This window comes from Brucella cytisi, from assembly GCF_038433355.1.
Classification (GTDB): Bacteria; Pseudomonadota; Alphaproteobacteria; order Rhizobiales; family Rhizobiaceae; genus Brucella; species Brucella cytisi.
Genome location: NZ_JBCAUP010000001.1, coordinates 324,650 through 340,214, shown reverse-complemented (window position 1 = coordinate 340,214; position 15,565 = coordinate 324,650). Strand labels below are relative to the sequence as shown.

The following is a 15,565-nucleotide window of genomic DNA, read 5'->3' as shown; positions in this document are numbered from 1 at the left end:
GAGGGTTGGAAGTTTGAGCGGAACCGAGTTGAGCGAACGAGTTTCAAAGCCTCTGCTGACCGTTGATGGCCTCAGTGTCGAATTTGGCGCGAGCCGTGTCGTTGACGATCTGAGTTTCTCGGTACATCCGGGTCGCACGCTGGCCGTGGTCGGAGAGTCCGGTTCGGGTAAGTCCATCACGTCGCTTTCCATCATGCGGCTTGCCGATATAAGCGGCGCGAAATTTCCGTCCGGCCGAATTTTGTTCGGCGAGCGCGATTTGCTTAAGGCCGATCAAAAGACGATGCGCGGCATTCGCGGTAAGGAGATCGCCATGATTTTCCAGGAGCCGATGACGTCGCTTAATCCCGTTTTCACCATCGGAAACCAGCTATCCGAAGTGCTGATGCTGCATGAGGGCATGACCCAGCAGGCGGCGCTTGCCGAGGGTAGGCGGCTTCTGGAAATGGTGCGGCTGCCGGATGCGGAAGGACTGCTGAAGCGCTATCCGCACCAGCTTTCTGGCGGGATGCGCCAGCGCGTCATGATCGCCATGGCGCTTGCCTGCCGCCCAAAACTGCTGATTGCCGATGAGCCGACCACCGCACTTGATGTGACTATTCAGGCCCAGATACTGCACATTATCAGAGATTTGCAGCAAGAGCTTGAAATGGCGGTGATTTTCATTACGCACGATATGGGTGTGGTGGCGGAAATGGCCGACGATGTTGTTGTCATGTGGAAGGGCAGGAAGGTTGAGGAAAGCCCGGTCGGGCAGATTTTTTCGAAGCCAGAACATGCCTATACCAAGACGCTGCTGTCGGCGGTCCCGAAACTTGGCAGCATGACGGGCGAAACTTTCCCCAAGCGGATGCCGGTCATGACTATGCGCGATGGCGTGCCGGTTCTGACGGGCGAGGAGCGTATTCAGGACACGGCGCGCTATGATGGGAAGCCGTTGCTTTCGGTAGATGATCTCTATGTGCGCTTTCCGATCAAGAAGAACCTTTTCGGTAAGGTTACGCATGTCTGCAACGCGGTGTCGAAGGTCGCCTTCGATATTTATCCGGGTGAAACGCTGGCGCTGGTCGGTGAATCTGGTTCGGGAAAATCGACCATAGGGCGCACCATCCAGCAATTGCAGACGCCGCTTTCCGGCGATATTCGCTTCAACGGCAAGGCCTATTCGGCCATGAGTGCTGCCGAGCGATATGCCATGCGCCGCGAAGTGCAGTATATTTTCCAGGACCCGTTCGCATCGCTCGACCCGCGCAAAACGGTTGGCTTTTCCATTGCAGAACCGATCCGCACACATGGCCTTCTCGACAATAGTAAGGCGATCGATGCGCGCGTGGCAGAATTGCTGGAGCGGGTTGGTCTCGGCCCCGAACACGCCAAGCGCTATCCGCACGAGTTTTCCGGCGGTCAGCGCCAGCGCGTCTGCATAGCGCGTGCACTTGCCTCCAAGCCGAAGCTCATCATCGCCGATGAAGCGCTGTCGGCACTCGATGTTTCCATTCAGGCGCAGGTTATCAACCTGTTCATGGACCTGCAGAAAGAGCAGGATTTAGCCTATCTCTTCATCAGCCATGACATGGCGGTGGTCGAGAAGATGAGCCATCGCGTCGCTGTACTTTATCTCGGCCAGATCATGGAACTCGGCTCGCGACAGCAAGTTTTCGAAACACCGTCGCATGACTACACGAAGCGGCTTCTCTCAGCGGTGCCGATTGCCGATCCGTCGGCGCGCACCAACCGGCCTGCACTGGAAGGTGAAATTCCAAGCACGACGCGCCGGATCGATGACAAGCCGCCGATCTATCGCCATCGCGAGGTCGCAACCGGGCATTTTGTGGCCGAAACTGCCTGACGCATAAAGTTCAACAGAAACCCAAAGGGGAAAAAACAATGATAAGGAAAACACTTAAAGCCGTTCTCATGGCTTCCGCTCTCTCGGCGGCAGTGTTTGTATCTGCTCCGGCTTTCGCTGCCGGAAAGCTGACCGTTTCGTCGCCGCAGGACCCAGGCAGCTGGGATCCAATCGACACTTTCCTCGTCAACTGGGCTTCTGTCGCCACCAATATTTTCGACGGTCTGGTCTATCGCGGACCGGACCTCAAGATCGTTCCGGCCCTCGCGGCCTCGTGGGAAGAGCTAGACGAAGGCAAGCGCATCCGCTTCCATCTGCGTGAGAACGTCAAGTTCCAGAACGGTGAACCGTTCAATGCTGAAGCCGTCAAGTTCACCTTTGAGCGTCTGCTCGGTGACGAGGGTGCGAAAGGCCCGCAGCGTTCCAACTATATCGCCATCGAGAAGGTGGAAGTCATCGACGACAAGACCGTCGACTTTCATTTGAAGGCACCGGACCCTGTTCTCATCACCAAGCTGGCCGGTTATGGTGGCATGATCGTTCCGCCAAAATACATTCAGGAAAAAGGCGACGATTATTTCAACACGCATCCGGTCGGTACCGGGCCATTCAAATTCGTGTCCTATGAACCGAAGGTGAGCATCAAACTTGAGGCTTTCGCTGATCATTGGGGCGGTGCGCCGAAACTTTCCGAACTGGAATATCGCTTCATCACCGAGCCTTCCACTGCCGTTGCCGAACTTCAGGCCGGTCGCGTCGATCTGGTCATCCCCCCGACCATTCCGATTGGCATGATCCCGACCATTCAGGGCGATCCGAAGCTGGAGCTTGTCACTGCATCGGGTCCAACTGTCTATGCATTGCGCTTCAACACTGCTGACGGCATCACCAAGGACGAGCGCGTTCGCAAGGCGCTAATCATGGCGGTTGACCGTGATGCGATCATCCAGTCCATTCTGGCCGGTCAGGCAGAACCGATTGCAAGCTTTCAGGGCGCGCTGTCCTTCGGTTACGACCCGAACATGAAGCCGTTGCCTTACGATCCGGAAGGCGCGAAGAAGCTGCTCGAAGAAGCTGGTGTGCAGCCTGGCGCAAATGTTCAGATTGACGTGCGCGGTCAGGATGCAAGCTTCAACGAAGTGGCGCAGGCCGTCGCAAGCTTCCTGCAGATGGTTGGTATCAATGCGACGATCAAGCCTTACGACACCAATGTTCTGCTGAATGACATCATCCCGCAAGGCAAGACCGGCGCGATGTTCCAGCAAGCTTGGGGCGGCTGGACCTTCGACTACGATAACACGGCCTATTCCATGTACCATTCCGGTGAGAAGTGGAATCCGTACGACAAGGACGAAAAGCTCGACAAGATGCTGGAAGCTCAGCGTTCGGTTCTTGATCGTGGTGAGCGTGAAAAGCTCCTGCAGGAAATTGCGCATTACGCAGCTGACCGTGCATTGGAAATGCCGCTCTACAATCTCAAGGCGATCTTCGGCGTCAACAAGCGCGTGAAGAATTTTGTGCCGGTTCCCGACAGCCGTCTGCGTCTGACGGATGTGACTGTCGAGTAAGCAAGAATGACAATACGGCAAGCCGGCCATGATCGACTTGCCGCAGCATTTCGGAGGCGCACTGGTGGCCGGATTTCTGATCAAACGAATTTTGCAGGCGCTGTTTGTGCTTGTCGCGATGACGCTGCTTGTCGCTTTCGCGGTCCGCCTGACAGGCGATCCGGCATTGATGCTGACGCAAGGTGCAGGCAGCATTACCGAAGCCGATCTCGCTCGTATCCGTGAAGGGCTTGGCCTCAACCAGCCGTTCTTCGTTCAGTATTGGCAGTTCCTCAAGGGACTGTTCACCATGGATCTCGGACGCAGTTTCCTCGGTGGAACGCCGGTTTCCACGCTCGTTGCTGGTGCTCTGCCCGCCACGCTGATGCTGGCCTTCGCCTCGCTGTTCGTTTCTATCGTGATTTCCGTTCCACTCGGTATCAAGGCTGCGGTGTCGCGTGGAAAATGGGCCGATCAGCTGATCCGCATCTGCTCGCTGGTGGGCCTGTCCTTTCCGAACTTCTGGCTGGCGACCATGCTGGTGCTGCTGTTCGGCATCTCGCTGCAATGGCTACCGCCAAGCGGCATGAGCGGCATTGCAAGCTTCATCATGCCCGCGCTCACCATGGGCATCATCCTGACTGCAACCAATGTTCGTCTTGTGCGCACGGCGATGCTGGAGACGCTGCAATCGCAATATATTATGGTGGCGCGCGCCAAGGGGTTGAGCGAGAACAAGGTTCTCTACAAGCATGCGCTGCGCAATTGCGCCATTCCGTTGATCACCTATCTCGGGCTTCAGTTCGGCGGTCTTCTCGGTGGTATCGTCGTGGTGGAACGCGTATTCAACTGGCCGGGCATGGGCACGCTTGCCTTCGACGCGGTGGCCGGGCGCGATTATCCTGTCCTGCAGGCCACCATCGCGATCCTTTCCATGCTGATCATCGGCGTCAATCTTCTCGTGGACATCGCCTACGGCCTTGTCGATCCGCGTATCCGCACGGAGTAGGACCCATGGCAACCAAGACCTCATCCGTTCTGTTTTCGCGTTTTGCGAGCCTCGAATTCATCGTCGGCGTCGTGCTGACCGGCTGCATTTGTCTGGCGGTGATTTTCTCCGGCTATCTGTTTCCGGGCGGCGCCAACAAGATCGATCTCCTGGCGCGCCTGACGCCGCCATTTGTCAATCAGGCCCATATTTTCGGCACCGATCCGCTGGGCCGCGATGTGCTGGCGCGTGTCATTACCGGCGGCAAGATTTCGCTGTTTGTCGGTTTTGTCTCGGTGATCGGCTCCGTTCTTATCGGCACCATCATGGGTCTCGTCGCGGGCTATTATCGCGGCTTCTGGGATATGGCGCTGATGCGCTTTGTCGATGTGCAGCTGGCCATGCCCTTCATTTTGCTTGCCATCACCGTGATGGCTATTCTGGGTGGCGGGCTTTTCAACACCATCATTTTGCTGATCGTCTCGCAATGCGTGCAATATGCGCGACTGGTGCGCGGCTCGGTGTTGTCGTTGCGCGAGCGCGAGTTCATCCTGTCAGCCCGGGCCATCGGCGTGAAGGACTGGCGCATCATCTTCCAGCATCTGCTGCCGAACCTGCTTGGTCCGGTCATCGTGCTGATGACGCTCAATGTCGCCAATAATATCCTGCTGGAATCGAGCCTGACCTTCCTGGGCCTCGGCGTTGATCCAACCATTCCAAGCTGGGGTGGCATGCTGGCCGACGGGCGCACTTATCTCCAGACCGCATGGTGGGTGAGCATTTTCCCGGGCCTCGCCATTCTATTCACGGTGCTTGGTCTCAATCTTCTTGGCGACTGGCTGCGCGACAGCCTCGATCCAACTGGCAGGAATTCCCGATGAGCGTGCTTTTTGAGAAAACCTATCCGCGTACGGTTCATGCACTTGTCGAACGCTTCCTGAAACCGGAAATGCGCGGCGCGAAGGTGGAAGCCTGGCTGTTCGATGACCAGCCGAGCCGCTTTGCCGCGGAAACGACGCTGCGCGAGGCAGGCGTCGAAGTGCGGCTGCGCTCGGCTTATAAGCCGCTCCTGCACTTCTTTCTGGAAGAAGTTGATGGCTCTGCGCTGAAGTCGGCAGCGATCCGTTATCCGCGTCATGACGCCTGTGTGCAGAACCGGTTTCTGCTTGAGACCTATCCTTTATCAGCACTTCTTCCGGAGGCGGAGATGGATTTCTCGGCTTCGGGCAAAGACGATTTTCATTATGAAGTCGATCTGGCCTTTGCCGATGGCCATACCGAGAGCCGCCGGGTTTTCGCACCGAACCGCGTGCATGTGGATTTCATCGGTGAAACGCTGGTGTCGCCAACCGGCTGGCTGGCCGTCACGCAGCACGGCAAGATTGAAAGCGCGCGCTATGAGACATCCTATGAAAAGCTGTTTCATGACACCATCTCCACCATCGCCGCCCATGACTGGAAGCGTGGCGAACCTTATTTCGATGAGCTGAACATCGCGGTCAGTCTGCCGATCACCGACCGCCGCCTGCCTTACGATGAGGAAACGCTGAGCCTTACCGAAGCCATGCACGAGGATATTTACTTCTCGCTGCTCGAAGTTTTTCAGAAGAAGTCCGGTCGCCCGGTGGGCGATCGTGGTTTGCAACCGGGCCAGATCGTGCCGGAAGTCCGCTTTCGCGATGCCGAGCCGTCGGTCAAAGTGGAGACACGCTCGCTTTCAACCGATGACGCGCTGACGGCAGAACAGGTTCTGGAGACGGCGCAAGCGCCGCTTTCTGCCGATCAGATCCGCCGTGAAATCGCCAGACTGGGCGGCAAGCCGTTCGAGGCAAAGACCCGTTCAGGCAGAACGGTGCGCGCGACCTATCGCAAGGGCAGCGATGCCGCGATGATGATCAGCGCCGGACAGCACGCCAATGAAACGACCGGCGTTGTCGGCGCGTTACGGGCGGCCAACCGGCTTGCTGCGCGCGAAAGCGCGCATTTCACGATCTCCCCGCAGGAAAATCCGGACGGATACGAGATACACAAGTGCCTTTGTGCGCTTCAGCCGCACCACATGCATCACGCCGCGCGCTATACGGCGCTGGGTGACGATCTTGAATATCGCAGCGGTGAGGGGCTTTATGAAAAGGCCATTCGTATCGAGGCTGAAAAGCTGACGGATGCGAAACTGCACGTCAACCTGCATGGTTATCCATCGCATGAATGGACGCGTCCGCTGTCCGGTTATGTGCCGCGTTCCTTTGCCATGTGGACGCTGCCGAAGGGCTTTTTCCTGATCATCCGCCACCATGCCTCCTGGGAGAAGGCAGCAGAAGAACTAATCGACCGCGTGACGAAACATCTGGCCGCGATTGATGGCCTGGTTGCCTATAACAATGCCCAGATCAGGCTGTTCGAGCAGCATGCAGGCGAAACGGGTTTCCGCATCATCAATGGGTTTCCGTGCCTCGTCGGCGTGGATGACCGCCATACGGTGCCATTGACGCTGATCACCGAATATCCGGATGAGACGGTTTATGGCGATGCTTTCGTCAAGGGACACACGGCGCAAATGGAAACCGTGCTGGCATCCTATGATGCCTTGCAAATGATGTTTCCCTAGGATGCGGTTGCTTAAAGATAATAGACGCCAATGCGTTTGCCGCCGATAATTTCGACGGCGATCTCCATCTCGTAAATGTCTGCAAGGATTTCCGGATGAATAAGTTCATCCGGGCTTCCTTGATGCACAACCTTGCCGTGGCGCATGGCGACTATGTGGTCGGAATAGCACGATGCGAAATTGATGTCGTGCAGAACCAGAACAACGGTTTTTCCAAGTTCGTCTGCAGCTCGCCGCAACAGCTTCATCATTGAAGCTGAATGCTTCATATCGAGGTTGTTGAGCGGTTCGTCCAGCAGCACGTAATCTGTGTCCTGGCATAGCACCATCGCTACGAATGCACGCTGGCGCTGTCCGCCCGAAAGTTCATCCAGAAAGCGTCCGCTTAGATCTTCAAGACCGAGATAACCGATGGCCTGCTCGACATGATTGCGGTCTTCACTATTCGGGCGGCCTTTAGAATAGGGATAACGACCGAAGGTTACGAGGTCGCGCACGGTCAGGCGGGAATTGATCGCATTTTCCTGTCGTAGGATCGAAAGGCGTTTTGCCAGCACATCACCGGATGTCGTTGAAACATCGAGTCCGTCTACGGTCACACGACCCTTGTCCATTGGCAGGAGACGGCTCACCATCGAGAGCAGCGTCGATTTTCCTGCCCCATTCGGCCCGATGATCGAGGTTATGCCGCAAGCAGGCAATTTCAGGGTCACATCATCGACGACAAGTGTGCTGTTGTAGGATTTGCTGACTTGGCTGATTTCTATCAACGCGCGTGCCCCCTGACGAGAAGGATGATGAAGACAAGGCCGCCCAGAAACTCGATGATGACACTGAGTGCGGTATTGAACGAGAAGACCCGTTCAAGAATGGTCTGTCCGCCAACGATGCAGAGGATTGCAAGCAAGATGGCTATAGGCAGGATAAACCGGTGTTTTGCCGAACCGGCAAGCATGTAAGCCAGATTGGCAACCAGAAGACCGAAAAAGGTTATAGGTCCAACCAGTGCGGTGGAAACGGAAACCAACACCGTGACCATGAACAGGATTTTGCGCACGATGCGTCGATGATCGACGCCCAGATTGATTGCCGGATCTCTGCCGAGTGACAGGACGTCAAAGACATAGACGAAGCGCAGACCGTAGAGCGAAACAGCCGCGACAATGACGGCTGACATAATCAGAATGTCGCTATTGATGGTGTTGAAACTGGCGAAGAAACGGTCTTGCAGAACCGCGAAAAGATTTGGATCAAGCATCCGCTGCATCAGGTTGGAAATGCTGCGGAAAAAGACACCGCAGACAATGCCGACAAGCATAACGAGGTGCAGGCTGCGCGTTGCTCCGGAGAAGAGCCGGTAATAGAGTGTACCAGCGAAAATCACCATGATAGCGGTTTCTGCCAGAAAGCGAATATTCGGTCCGATCCAATCGATTTGAACGGCGCCGAAGAAGAAGACTACCAATGTCTGAATCAGAATATAAAGCGCGTCGAACCCCATGATCGAGGGGGTTAGGATGCGGTTGTTCGTGACTGTCTGGAACAACACCGTTGATACCGCAATCGAGTATGCGACCAGTAACATGGCTGCAAGCTTGGTGCCGCGGAAGGACAGAATGAAAGACCAGCTTCCCTTTGCGCCGACTGTCATGAATGCTGCCACTGCAAGCAGAGTGAGCACAGAGAGGAGCGAGAGGATCAAGGTAGGGCGCTTAAGCAAGGCGTGAACCCCGCCGCAACAGAAGATAGAGGAATATGACGCTTCCCACGACTCCCATCATCGTACCGATTGGAATTTCGTAAGGAAAGCGGACTACTCGCCCGACAATATCGCAGGCAAGAACAAGTCCAGCGCCGAGTATTGCAACCCACGGTACAGCCCGCCGCATATTGTCGCCGATGAACATGCTGACGACGTTCGGGACGATAAGACCAAGGAAAGGTATCATGCCAACGGTCACGACGACTGATGCGCTGACCATCGAAACGATGACAAGGCCAAGTGTGACTACACGGCGATAATTTAGGCCAAGGTTGGTGGTAAAATCCTCGCCCAATCCCGCGACCGTGAAGCGGTCAGCGGCAATGTAGGCGATGATTGTAAGGAAGAACGCAAGCCACAAGAGTTCATAGCGTCCGCGAAGAACGCCGGAAAAATCGCCGGTTGTCCAGGAATTGAGCGATTGCAGAAGATCAAAGCGGTAAGCAATGAAAGTAGTGATTGCACTGACAACGCCACCAAGCATGATGCCGACCAAGGGCACGACAAGAACGGATCGCAACGGAATGGCGCGAAGAATGCGAAGGAACAAAGCAGTTCCGGCAAGCGCCGTAACAGAAGCGACCAGCATTTTTCCGATTACAGGCGTTTCTGGTGCAAACAGTATGACCAGAAGGATGCCAAGACTGGCAGATTCCACCGTGCCGGCCGTGGATGGTTCAACGAAACGGTTGCGTGTCAGCATCTGCATGATCATGCCTGAGACGGCCATGGACATGCCTGCCAGAATGATTGCAAGGGTGCGTGGAATACGGCTGACAAGCATGACTTCGGCGGCACGGTCAGTGCTTTCGGTGCCGAATAGCGTACTCAGCGACACATCGCTGACGCCGATAAACAGGCTGATGACAGCCAGTACGACAACAACGGCAATGGCTGCTGCAAGTCCCTTCACGCTCGTTTCCTGTTCTGTTGCCTGATCACGATTTCGGGCCACCTGCTATTAACCGAGTGGCCCGACCGGATTGGGTTTGGAAAGCTGTTACTTTGCTTTGTCGAAAGCCTGGGAAAGCTGATCGATCGTGCCGTGAAGCGCGCCGAGACCGCCACCAATCAGATACCAGTTCTGAGCGTTCAGATAGACAAGCTGCTCTCTTTTCCAGGCATTGGTCTGGCGCACGAGCTCATTGTCCAGAACCTGCTTTGCCGAATTGCCTTCACGACCGATGGCAGCATCACGATCGATGACAAACAGCCAGTCGGGATTGGTTTCGAGGATAAATTCCGAGCTCACGGGCTGGCCATGATTGCCGATGGAAAGGTCAGGCGCTGCAGGCTTGACCCCGAAACTGTCATGCAAGACGCCGAAACGAGAACCGGGGCCATAAGCGCTGATTTTGCCGCCGGAAGTGAGGATCAGAAGGCCGGTGCCTTTGTTGGCGGCCTTTTCCTTCAATGCAGCAAGTGCGGTATCAAGCTTCTCGGCTTCCGCCTTTGCTTCTGCTTCCTTCCCGAAAATCTGGCCAAGTTTCTCGACATTGGCTTCAGTGTCGGCGATGAAATTCTTCGCATTGGTCGTCAGATCGATGGTTGGAGCGATCTTCGAAAGCTCACCATATTTCGCAGCCGAACGACCTGCCACAATAATAAGATCTGGTTCTGCCGCATTAACGGCTTCATAGTCAGGCTCGAACAATGTGCCGATTTTCGCATACTCGTCGCCCTGATATTCCTTCAGATATTCAGGAAACGATATGCCGCTGGGAACACCCGTCACCTTGACGCCAAGGCGATCCAGATTGTCGAGGGTGCCAAGATCGAAAACCAGTACCTTTGCCGGTGAGGCTGGAATTGCTGTTTCACCCTGAGCATGCTTGATAGTCACATCAGCAGCATTTGCAGTGGAGGCAATGCTCAGCGCCATTATGGCGGCACCGCACAAGCGTGTAACCTGTTGAGCGATATTCAGCATGATTTTCGATCCTTTCGTCAATCCTGTGCTTTACAGTCAAGTATCTTCTCCGTCAAAGACCGAGAGAGAAAATTCAGTTGTTTTTGCCTTTGGGGTTTTGTTCGAGCACAATGAAATTAAGGCTGTCCGCCACCGTGAGCGGTATCATTGAACCGTGGCTCTCATTCTCGAAACGATGAAAGGCTACGTCGACTTGCGGTAGTTCTGAAAGCTCTTTGAAGATGTCTGAACCGGAAGGTCCGCCACGCAGTTTCTTCAGACGGTCATCGTCCTGTTTCGTCTGGCCGGGGCGGCTACCGCGTTTGCCGGAGGTTTCTATAAGCAAGCGGATTGGGCGAGGGGTATCCTTGAAGCGCGTAATGAACTGATTTTTATCAGTTAGAATTGAACGATCATTCCACCAGATCGATGGGTCCGCTGCGCTATAGCTCTGGAAGGAATTCGTGTGGTTGAACAAGGCATAAAGGGTGAACAATCCGCCCAAAGAGTGGCCGAACAGGGCCTGTCGGCTTTTATCGACGTTGAAACGCTTTTCGACTTCCGGCTTTACCTGATTGTCGATGAAGTCGAAGAATACATCTCGTCCTCCAGTCTTTGGTACATTGGAGTGGACTGGGATCAAATCGTCAGGTGTCGGAGGCGTGAGGTCGAAATATCGCAGGCGGACGATTTCTTCCTGATTGTCAGTCGGGTAGCCGATGCCCACAAATACAGCCTTAAGGGCAGAGTTTTCTGCCATGAGCTTTGCTGCAATCGGCAACATGCGATTGCCGTCGACCATGTATATGACAGGATAACCACCTTCGGGTGCAACCTCCTGCGGTGCAGCGGTGAATATACGATAGGCGATGCCGTTGGCTTCCATATCAAAGGACGAGGTGGAAGGCTCAGCAGCCTTCACGGTGGAAACAATCAGTATCCCCGTCATCATCAGGCATGCCTTCTTCACGATATTCGACAGTGCGCTCATAAGAGCATCCCATTCATGGAAAAGACGCCAGCCATTGCGAGCAGGCGTCTTTTTGTTGTGATACTAGAAGCGGGAGGTCATGCCGACCCAGAGGCGACGACCATCGACGACTGTATTGAAGTCATCGACATCAACCTTCTTGTCGAAGACGTTGTAGACGGCAGCGTTCAAAGTGACATTCTCGCTGAAGTCATACGAACCGCCGATATCGAAGGTTGCATAGGGCTTGTATTTGCGAGCGACTACCTTGCCGTTCCTGTAGACGGGTTCACCGGCTGTGCCGATACGCGCACCCGCATTGGTTTCTTCGCCGTGGTAGTTACCGCTGGCCCATGCACTCAAGCCTTCAACCGGCGTTATCCAATCTGCACGCAAGCTGGCCATGTGCTTCGGCGTACGTGTCAGAGGCAAGCCCTTGTAGTCACCGGTCTGCTGTTCGGAGTCGGTGTAGGTATAGTTGCCGCGCACGGTAATTGTGTCGGTTGCTTCCCAGTTGAAGGTTAACTCCACACCTTGCATGACGGCCTCATCGATATTGAAGCTGTACCAGAGACGATAGTTCGGATCTTCGCTCCAGCGAATAGGATTACCATTGGCATCCGTCACCAGCGCATTGCTGATCTTGTCCTTGAAATCCGTGTAGAAATAGGTTGCGCCGAGGCGAAGGCCAGACTGGTTGTCCCAGAGAACACTCGCTTCATAGCTTGTGCTTTTTTCAGGCTGCAGATCTGGATCGCCGATGATCACGCCACAGGTGCCGTTTGGACCATACGAGCATCCCGCGCCGCCCGTCGTATAAGCATATCCCGGGGCGATAGTACGGAGTTCCGGTGCACGGAAGCCGGTGGAGATACCGCCCTTGAACGTCAGTTGTTCAGTTGCGTGCCAGACGGCATAGCCGCGTGGGCTGAAATGGGAGCCATAAATCTCATGGTCGTCCATACGCAGACCGCCTGTCAGGGCGAAGTCTGGCGTGATCCACCATTCATCTTCTGCAAAGAGCGCCCACTGGCGAACGCTGAACTCTTCATCCAATCCGGTACGACGTCCTGGGTTCTGATCGGTCAGCACCGATTGCGAAAACTGTCCACCGGTTACCAGCGTGTGATTACCGTAAAATTCGAACGGAGTTGTGAACTTGCCATCGAGTACCGAATTACGGATATGCGGCGAACGCAGGTTCTCGACGTAGCTCTTGGTCTTGTTGTCCCAGTTGAAATTGGTGCGTTCTGCCCATTCTTGCTGGAATGAGAATTCCGACGTTGTCGGTCCCCAGCGACCAGTATGGCTGATCGACCAATGATCGCGATCATTGTAGTTGTAGGAATCCGAGCCCGATGCCGCCGTGTTGCCGACGGTGGCGTCGCGACGAAGGCGAGTCTTGCCCAGCTCGAGCATGATATCATGATCTTCATTCGGCGTGATTGTAACGCGACCGGTGATGTCGATATCTTTCTGTTCTGGCGTCCCGCTGACGATATTGTCTTCCTGTCGCTTGAGACCGCGTCCCCAGACCTGAACACCGACGAGGTTCGGGACCAGCGGCCCGGTCATGTAGTAAGACCCCTGCAACGAATTTCCGAATTTGGAATGCTGCTGAACCGTGCCGTCTACAGAGAAAGAACCGCTCCAGGTGTCGGATACTTTCTTGGTGATCACGTTGATAACGCCGCCCATCGCGTCCGATCCGTAGAGCGAAGACATGGGGCCACGAATGACCTCGATCCGTTCGATTGCGTTCGCAGGCGGTAAGAAGCTCTGCTCGAAGCCGGAGTTGCCGTTGGTGCGGGCATCGCGCGTGCTCTGGCGCTTCCCGTCAACGAGCAGCAAAGTATAAGAACCAGGAAGACCACGAATGAATATGTCGCGCTCGGCCGCCGGACCTGTCACCGCGACGCCCTGAACGTCTTTCAGAGCATCGGTCAGATCGCGATAGGCGCCTTTTTCCAACTCTTCGCCAGGAACGACAGTGATGCTTGCCGGAGCGTCGGTGATGTTCTGTTCGAACCCTGTTGCCGTGACAACAATCTGATTAAGTTTGACGGCTCCATCAGTGGTCGTTTCGATGCCCGCTTCCGTTGCCTTTTTCTTCTTGGTGCCAGCTTCGTCTGAAGTTGCCTCTTCCGCAGCGTTGATCGCGGTTTGCGCGATTGCATTCATTTCGCTCAGAAGTAGCGTTGTGGAAAGACACGTCCCTGCAAGGATCGCCCGATAAATGAGCGATTTGCTGGCCAAACGCCTGTTTTGTGTACCATCGGCCCACAATCCCCGAAACAAGCTGGTCATTTTCGTCACCGTTTAAAGTTGAGTTTTCAAGTCTCCTTATGTATGGCTGTCGGGTAACGTCAATCGTGATGTTTTATAAGTGTTCTAAATTTCAAAAACCGCAAATGGACAGGCAAGAAAGTGATGTCGGGCAAGCAGGTGAAAACGCAGCAACAAACGGAGAAAGGTGAGAGTGAAAGCCTTCGTTTGGGACAATTGCGCTTGCTTATCGCTCTTGATGCACTTCTTGTGGAAGGCAGTGTTGGCGGTGCTGCCAAACAGATGGGTTTAAGCATTGCGGCTATGAGCCGACTGCTCGGACAGATTCGCGAAAAGTTCAACGATCCCATTCTGGTTCGCTCTGGCCGAAACATGGTGGCTACACCAAAAGCCGAAGCGCTCCGTGGGCGTCTGCGGCGGTTGGCGAATGAGGCCGAAACGCTGTTGAGTCTGGACTTTACCGAATTGCCGAAGTCGAGCTGTACCGGGCATCACGGGTGGAAGCGAAGCGCCATTGTAACACCGCCGCCGCTCGGAATCCGTAAGGTTGTTGAGCTTGAAAACCATCCGACACCGGAGCAGCTTGCAGCACAGTTCGCCAACATCCAGGATGAAAACGATCCGGTCAGGCGACTAGCGAAATATATAGCTGTTGTAGGGCGAAAAGCCGGGCACACCCGTCCGCTCGAGATGTCTGAGGCCGACGATGCATTCACGACGATCTTTACGGGTAAGGCCGATCCGATGCAGATCAGTGCGTTGCTCCGGCTCATTCACTATCGTGGGGAAACTGCACCGGAACTTGCTGGCATAGCGCGAGCAGCGAGACGAATTTATTCCATGGACGCGGGCTTGAACATGCCGGCGCTGGACTGGCCAGCTTATCTATCGCCGAATTCTGTGCAGTCACCGTGGTTCATGCTTTCAGCCTTGCTAGTCGCGCGGGCTGGTTATCCTGTTGTCTTACACGGTAATTGTGGCACAGGTGAAATCTCGGGCAAGCTTGAGATAGCGGCCGAAGCTATCAATCTCCCGATCGCGACATCACATTCACTCGCAGAAGGTGCATTAAGAGCGCATGGCATCTGTTTTATGCCGTTGGCCGGTTTCGCTCCTCAGATTCATGCGCTGATGGCGCTTTACCCACTGTTCGAGTCGCGTTCATCGATGAATAGCCTCGTTCATTTGCTCAATCCGATGAATCTCAAGGCATCGTTTTTGGGGGTTACACAGCCCACATATCGTGAGTTACACCGCGATGCGGGCGTACTTCTTGATATGCCTTCAATTTCGGTGGTTTCGACCAGCCGGGACGTTGCCGAGTTAGTTCCGCATCGAACGCATACGATCCATAGGCTTCTTAATGGTCGTGAAACAGATTTATTGCTTCCGAGCCTTTCCAAGGAAAGTGGTGACAAGCATTCGAGCTTCAGTTCATTCGAATACTGGTACGGCATCTGGTCTGGCGCGGCAACGGACAAACGCGCAGAAAATACAATCGTTGCGACGGCTGCCATGGCGATGATGACGGCTGCCGCCGCAGACAACGAAAGCCATGCGCAATTTTTCGAGAAAGCCGAAGAGCTCTGGCGAAATCGCCACAGCCGGGCGGCGGCGTGATTTGGAAGTAGTTGCGATTGTGGAAC

The 15,565-nt window shown here is 55.0% G+C and carries 12 protein-coding genes; 6 read left to right on the top strand and 6 right to left on the bottom strand.

Annotation, left to right across the window (positions count from 1 at the left end; all coding sequences use genetic code 11):
* Positions 1–13 precede the first annotated feature (13 nt).
* The 5 genes from AAE521_RS01650 (at position 14) to AAE521_RS01630 (ending at position 6,992) form a co-directional block, all read left to right on the top strand.
* Positions 14–1,849 carry an ABC transporter ATP-binding protein gene (locus AAE521_RS01650; protein WP_071632154.1) on the top strand — a complete coding sequence of 612 codons (1,836 nt, stop codon included), beginning with the start codon at positions 14–16 and terminating at the stop codon, positions 1,847–1,849.
* Positions 1,850–1,887: 38 nt separating this feature from the next.
* Positions 1,888–3,417 (top strand): ABC transporter substrate-binding protein, encoded by a 1,530-nt coding sequence (locus AAE521_RS01645; protein WP_071632155.1) that lies wholly within the window; start codon positions 1,888–1,890, stop codon positions 3,415–3,417.
* Positions 3,418–3,481: 64 nt separating this feature from the next.
* Entirely contained in the window at positions 3,482–4,405 is a 924-nt protein-coding gene (locus AAE521_RS01640; RefSeq protein WP_071632246.1) for an ABC transporter permease, read from the top strand.
* A gap of 5 nt (positions 4,406–4,410) precedes the next feature.
* Positions 4,411–5,265: an ABC transporter permease gene (locus tag AAE521_RS01635; protein WP_342060338.1), complete on the top strand. Its 855-nt coding sequence runs from the start codon at positions 4,411–4,413 to the stop codon at positions 5,263–5,265.
* A complete protein-coding gene (locus AAE521_RS01630; protein WP_071632156.1) occupies positions 5,262–6,992 on the top strand; it encodes a M14 family metallopeptidase in 1,731 nt (576 codons plus the stop codon). Before AAE521_RS01635 ends, AAE521_RS01630 begins: the two co-directional genes overlap by 4 nt.
* Positions 6,993–7,003: 11 nt before the next feature.
* On the opposite strand, the gene AAE521_RS01625 is transcribed toward AAE521_RS01630, so the two are convergent.
* The 6 genes from AAE521_RS01625 to AAE521_RS01600 all read right to left on the bottom strand — a co-directional run bounded on the left by AAE521_RS01625 (position 7,004) and on the right by AAE521_RS01600 (position 13,940).
* On the bottom strand, positions 7,004–7,762 hold the full coding sequence (locus AAE521_RS01625) for an iron ABC transporter ATP-binding protein (RefSeq protein ID WP_010658986.1): 759 nt from the start codon (positions 7,760–7,762) through the stop codon (positions 7,004–7,006).
* Positions 7,759–8,712, bottom strand: coding sequence for an iron chelate uptake ABC transporter family permease subunit (locus tag AAE521_RS01620; RefSeq protein ID WP_342060337.1), 954 nt, complete (start codon positions 8,710–8,712; stop codon positions 7,759–7,761). The genes AAE521_RS01625 and AAE521_RS01620 overlap by 4 nt, the downstream gene beginning before the upstream one ends.
* A complete protein-coding gene (locus AAE521_RS01615) occupies positions 8,705–9,667 on the bottom strand; it encodes an ABC transporter permease (protein ID WP_071632158.1) in 963 nt (320 codons plus the stop codon). Before AAE521_RS01615 ends, AAE521_RS01620 begins: the two co-directional genes overlap by 8 nt.
* Before the next feature lie 87 nt (positions 9,668–9,754).
* Positions 9,755–10,684 carry a siderophore ABC transporter substrate-binding protein gene (locus AAE521_RS01610; protein ID WP_342060336.1) on the bottom strand — a complete coding sequence of 310 codons (930 nt, stop codon included), beginning with the start codon at positions 10,682–10,684 and terminating at the stop codon, positions 9,755–9,757.
* Positions 10,685–10,757: 73 nt separating this feature from the next.
* The gene (locus AAE521_RS01605) at positions 10,758–11,654 is read right to left on the bottom strand and encodes an alpha/beta hydrolase (RefSeq protein WP_071632159.1); all 897 of its coding nucleotides are present in this window, start codon (positions 11,652–11,654) and stop codon (positions 10,758–10,760) included.
* Between the two features lie 63 nt (positions 11,655–11,717).
* Positions 11,718–13,940: a TonB-dependent receptor domain-containing protein gene (locus AAE521_RS01600; protein WP_143132765.1), complete on the bottom strand. Its 2,223-nt coding sequence runs from the start codon at positions 13,938–13,940 to the stop codon at positions 11,718–11,720.
* Between the two features lie 123 nt (positions 13,941–14,063).
* Between AAE521_RS01600 and AAE521_RS01595 the strand changes: the two genes are divergently transcribed.
* On the top strand, positions 14,064–15,539 hold the full coding sequence (locus AAE521_RS01595) for a glycosyl transferase family protein (protein ID WP_071632160.1): 1,476 nt from the start codon (positions 14,064–14,066) through the stop codon (positions 15,537–15,539).
* Positions 15,540–15,565: the final 26 nt, after the last annotated feature.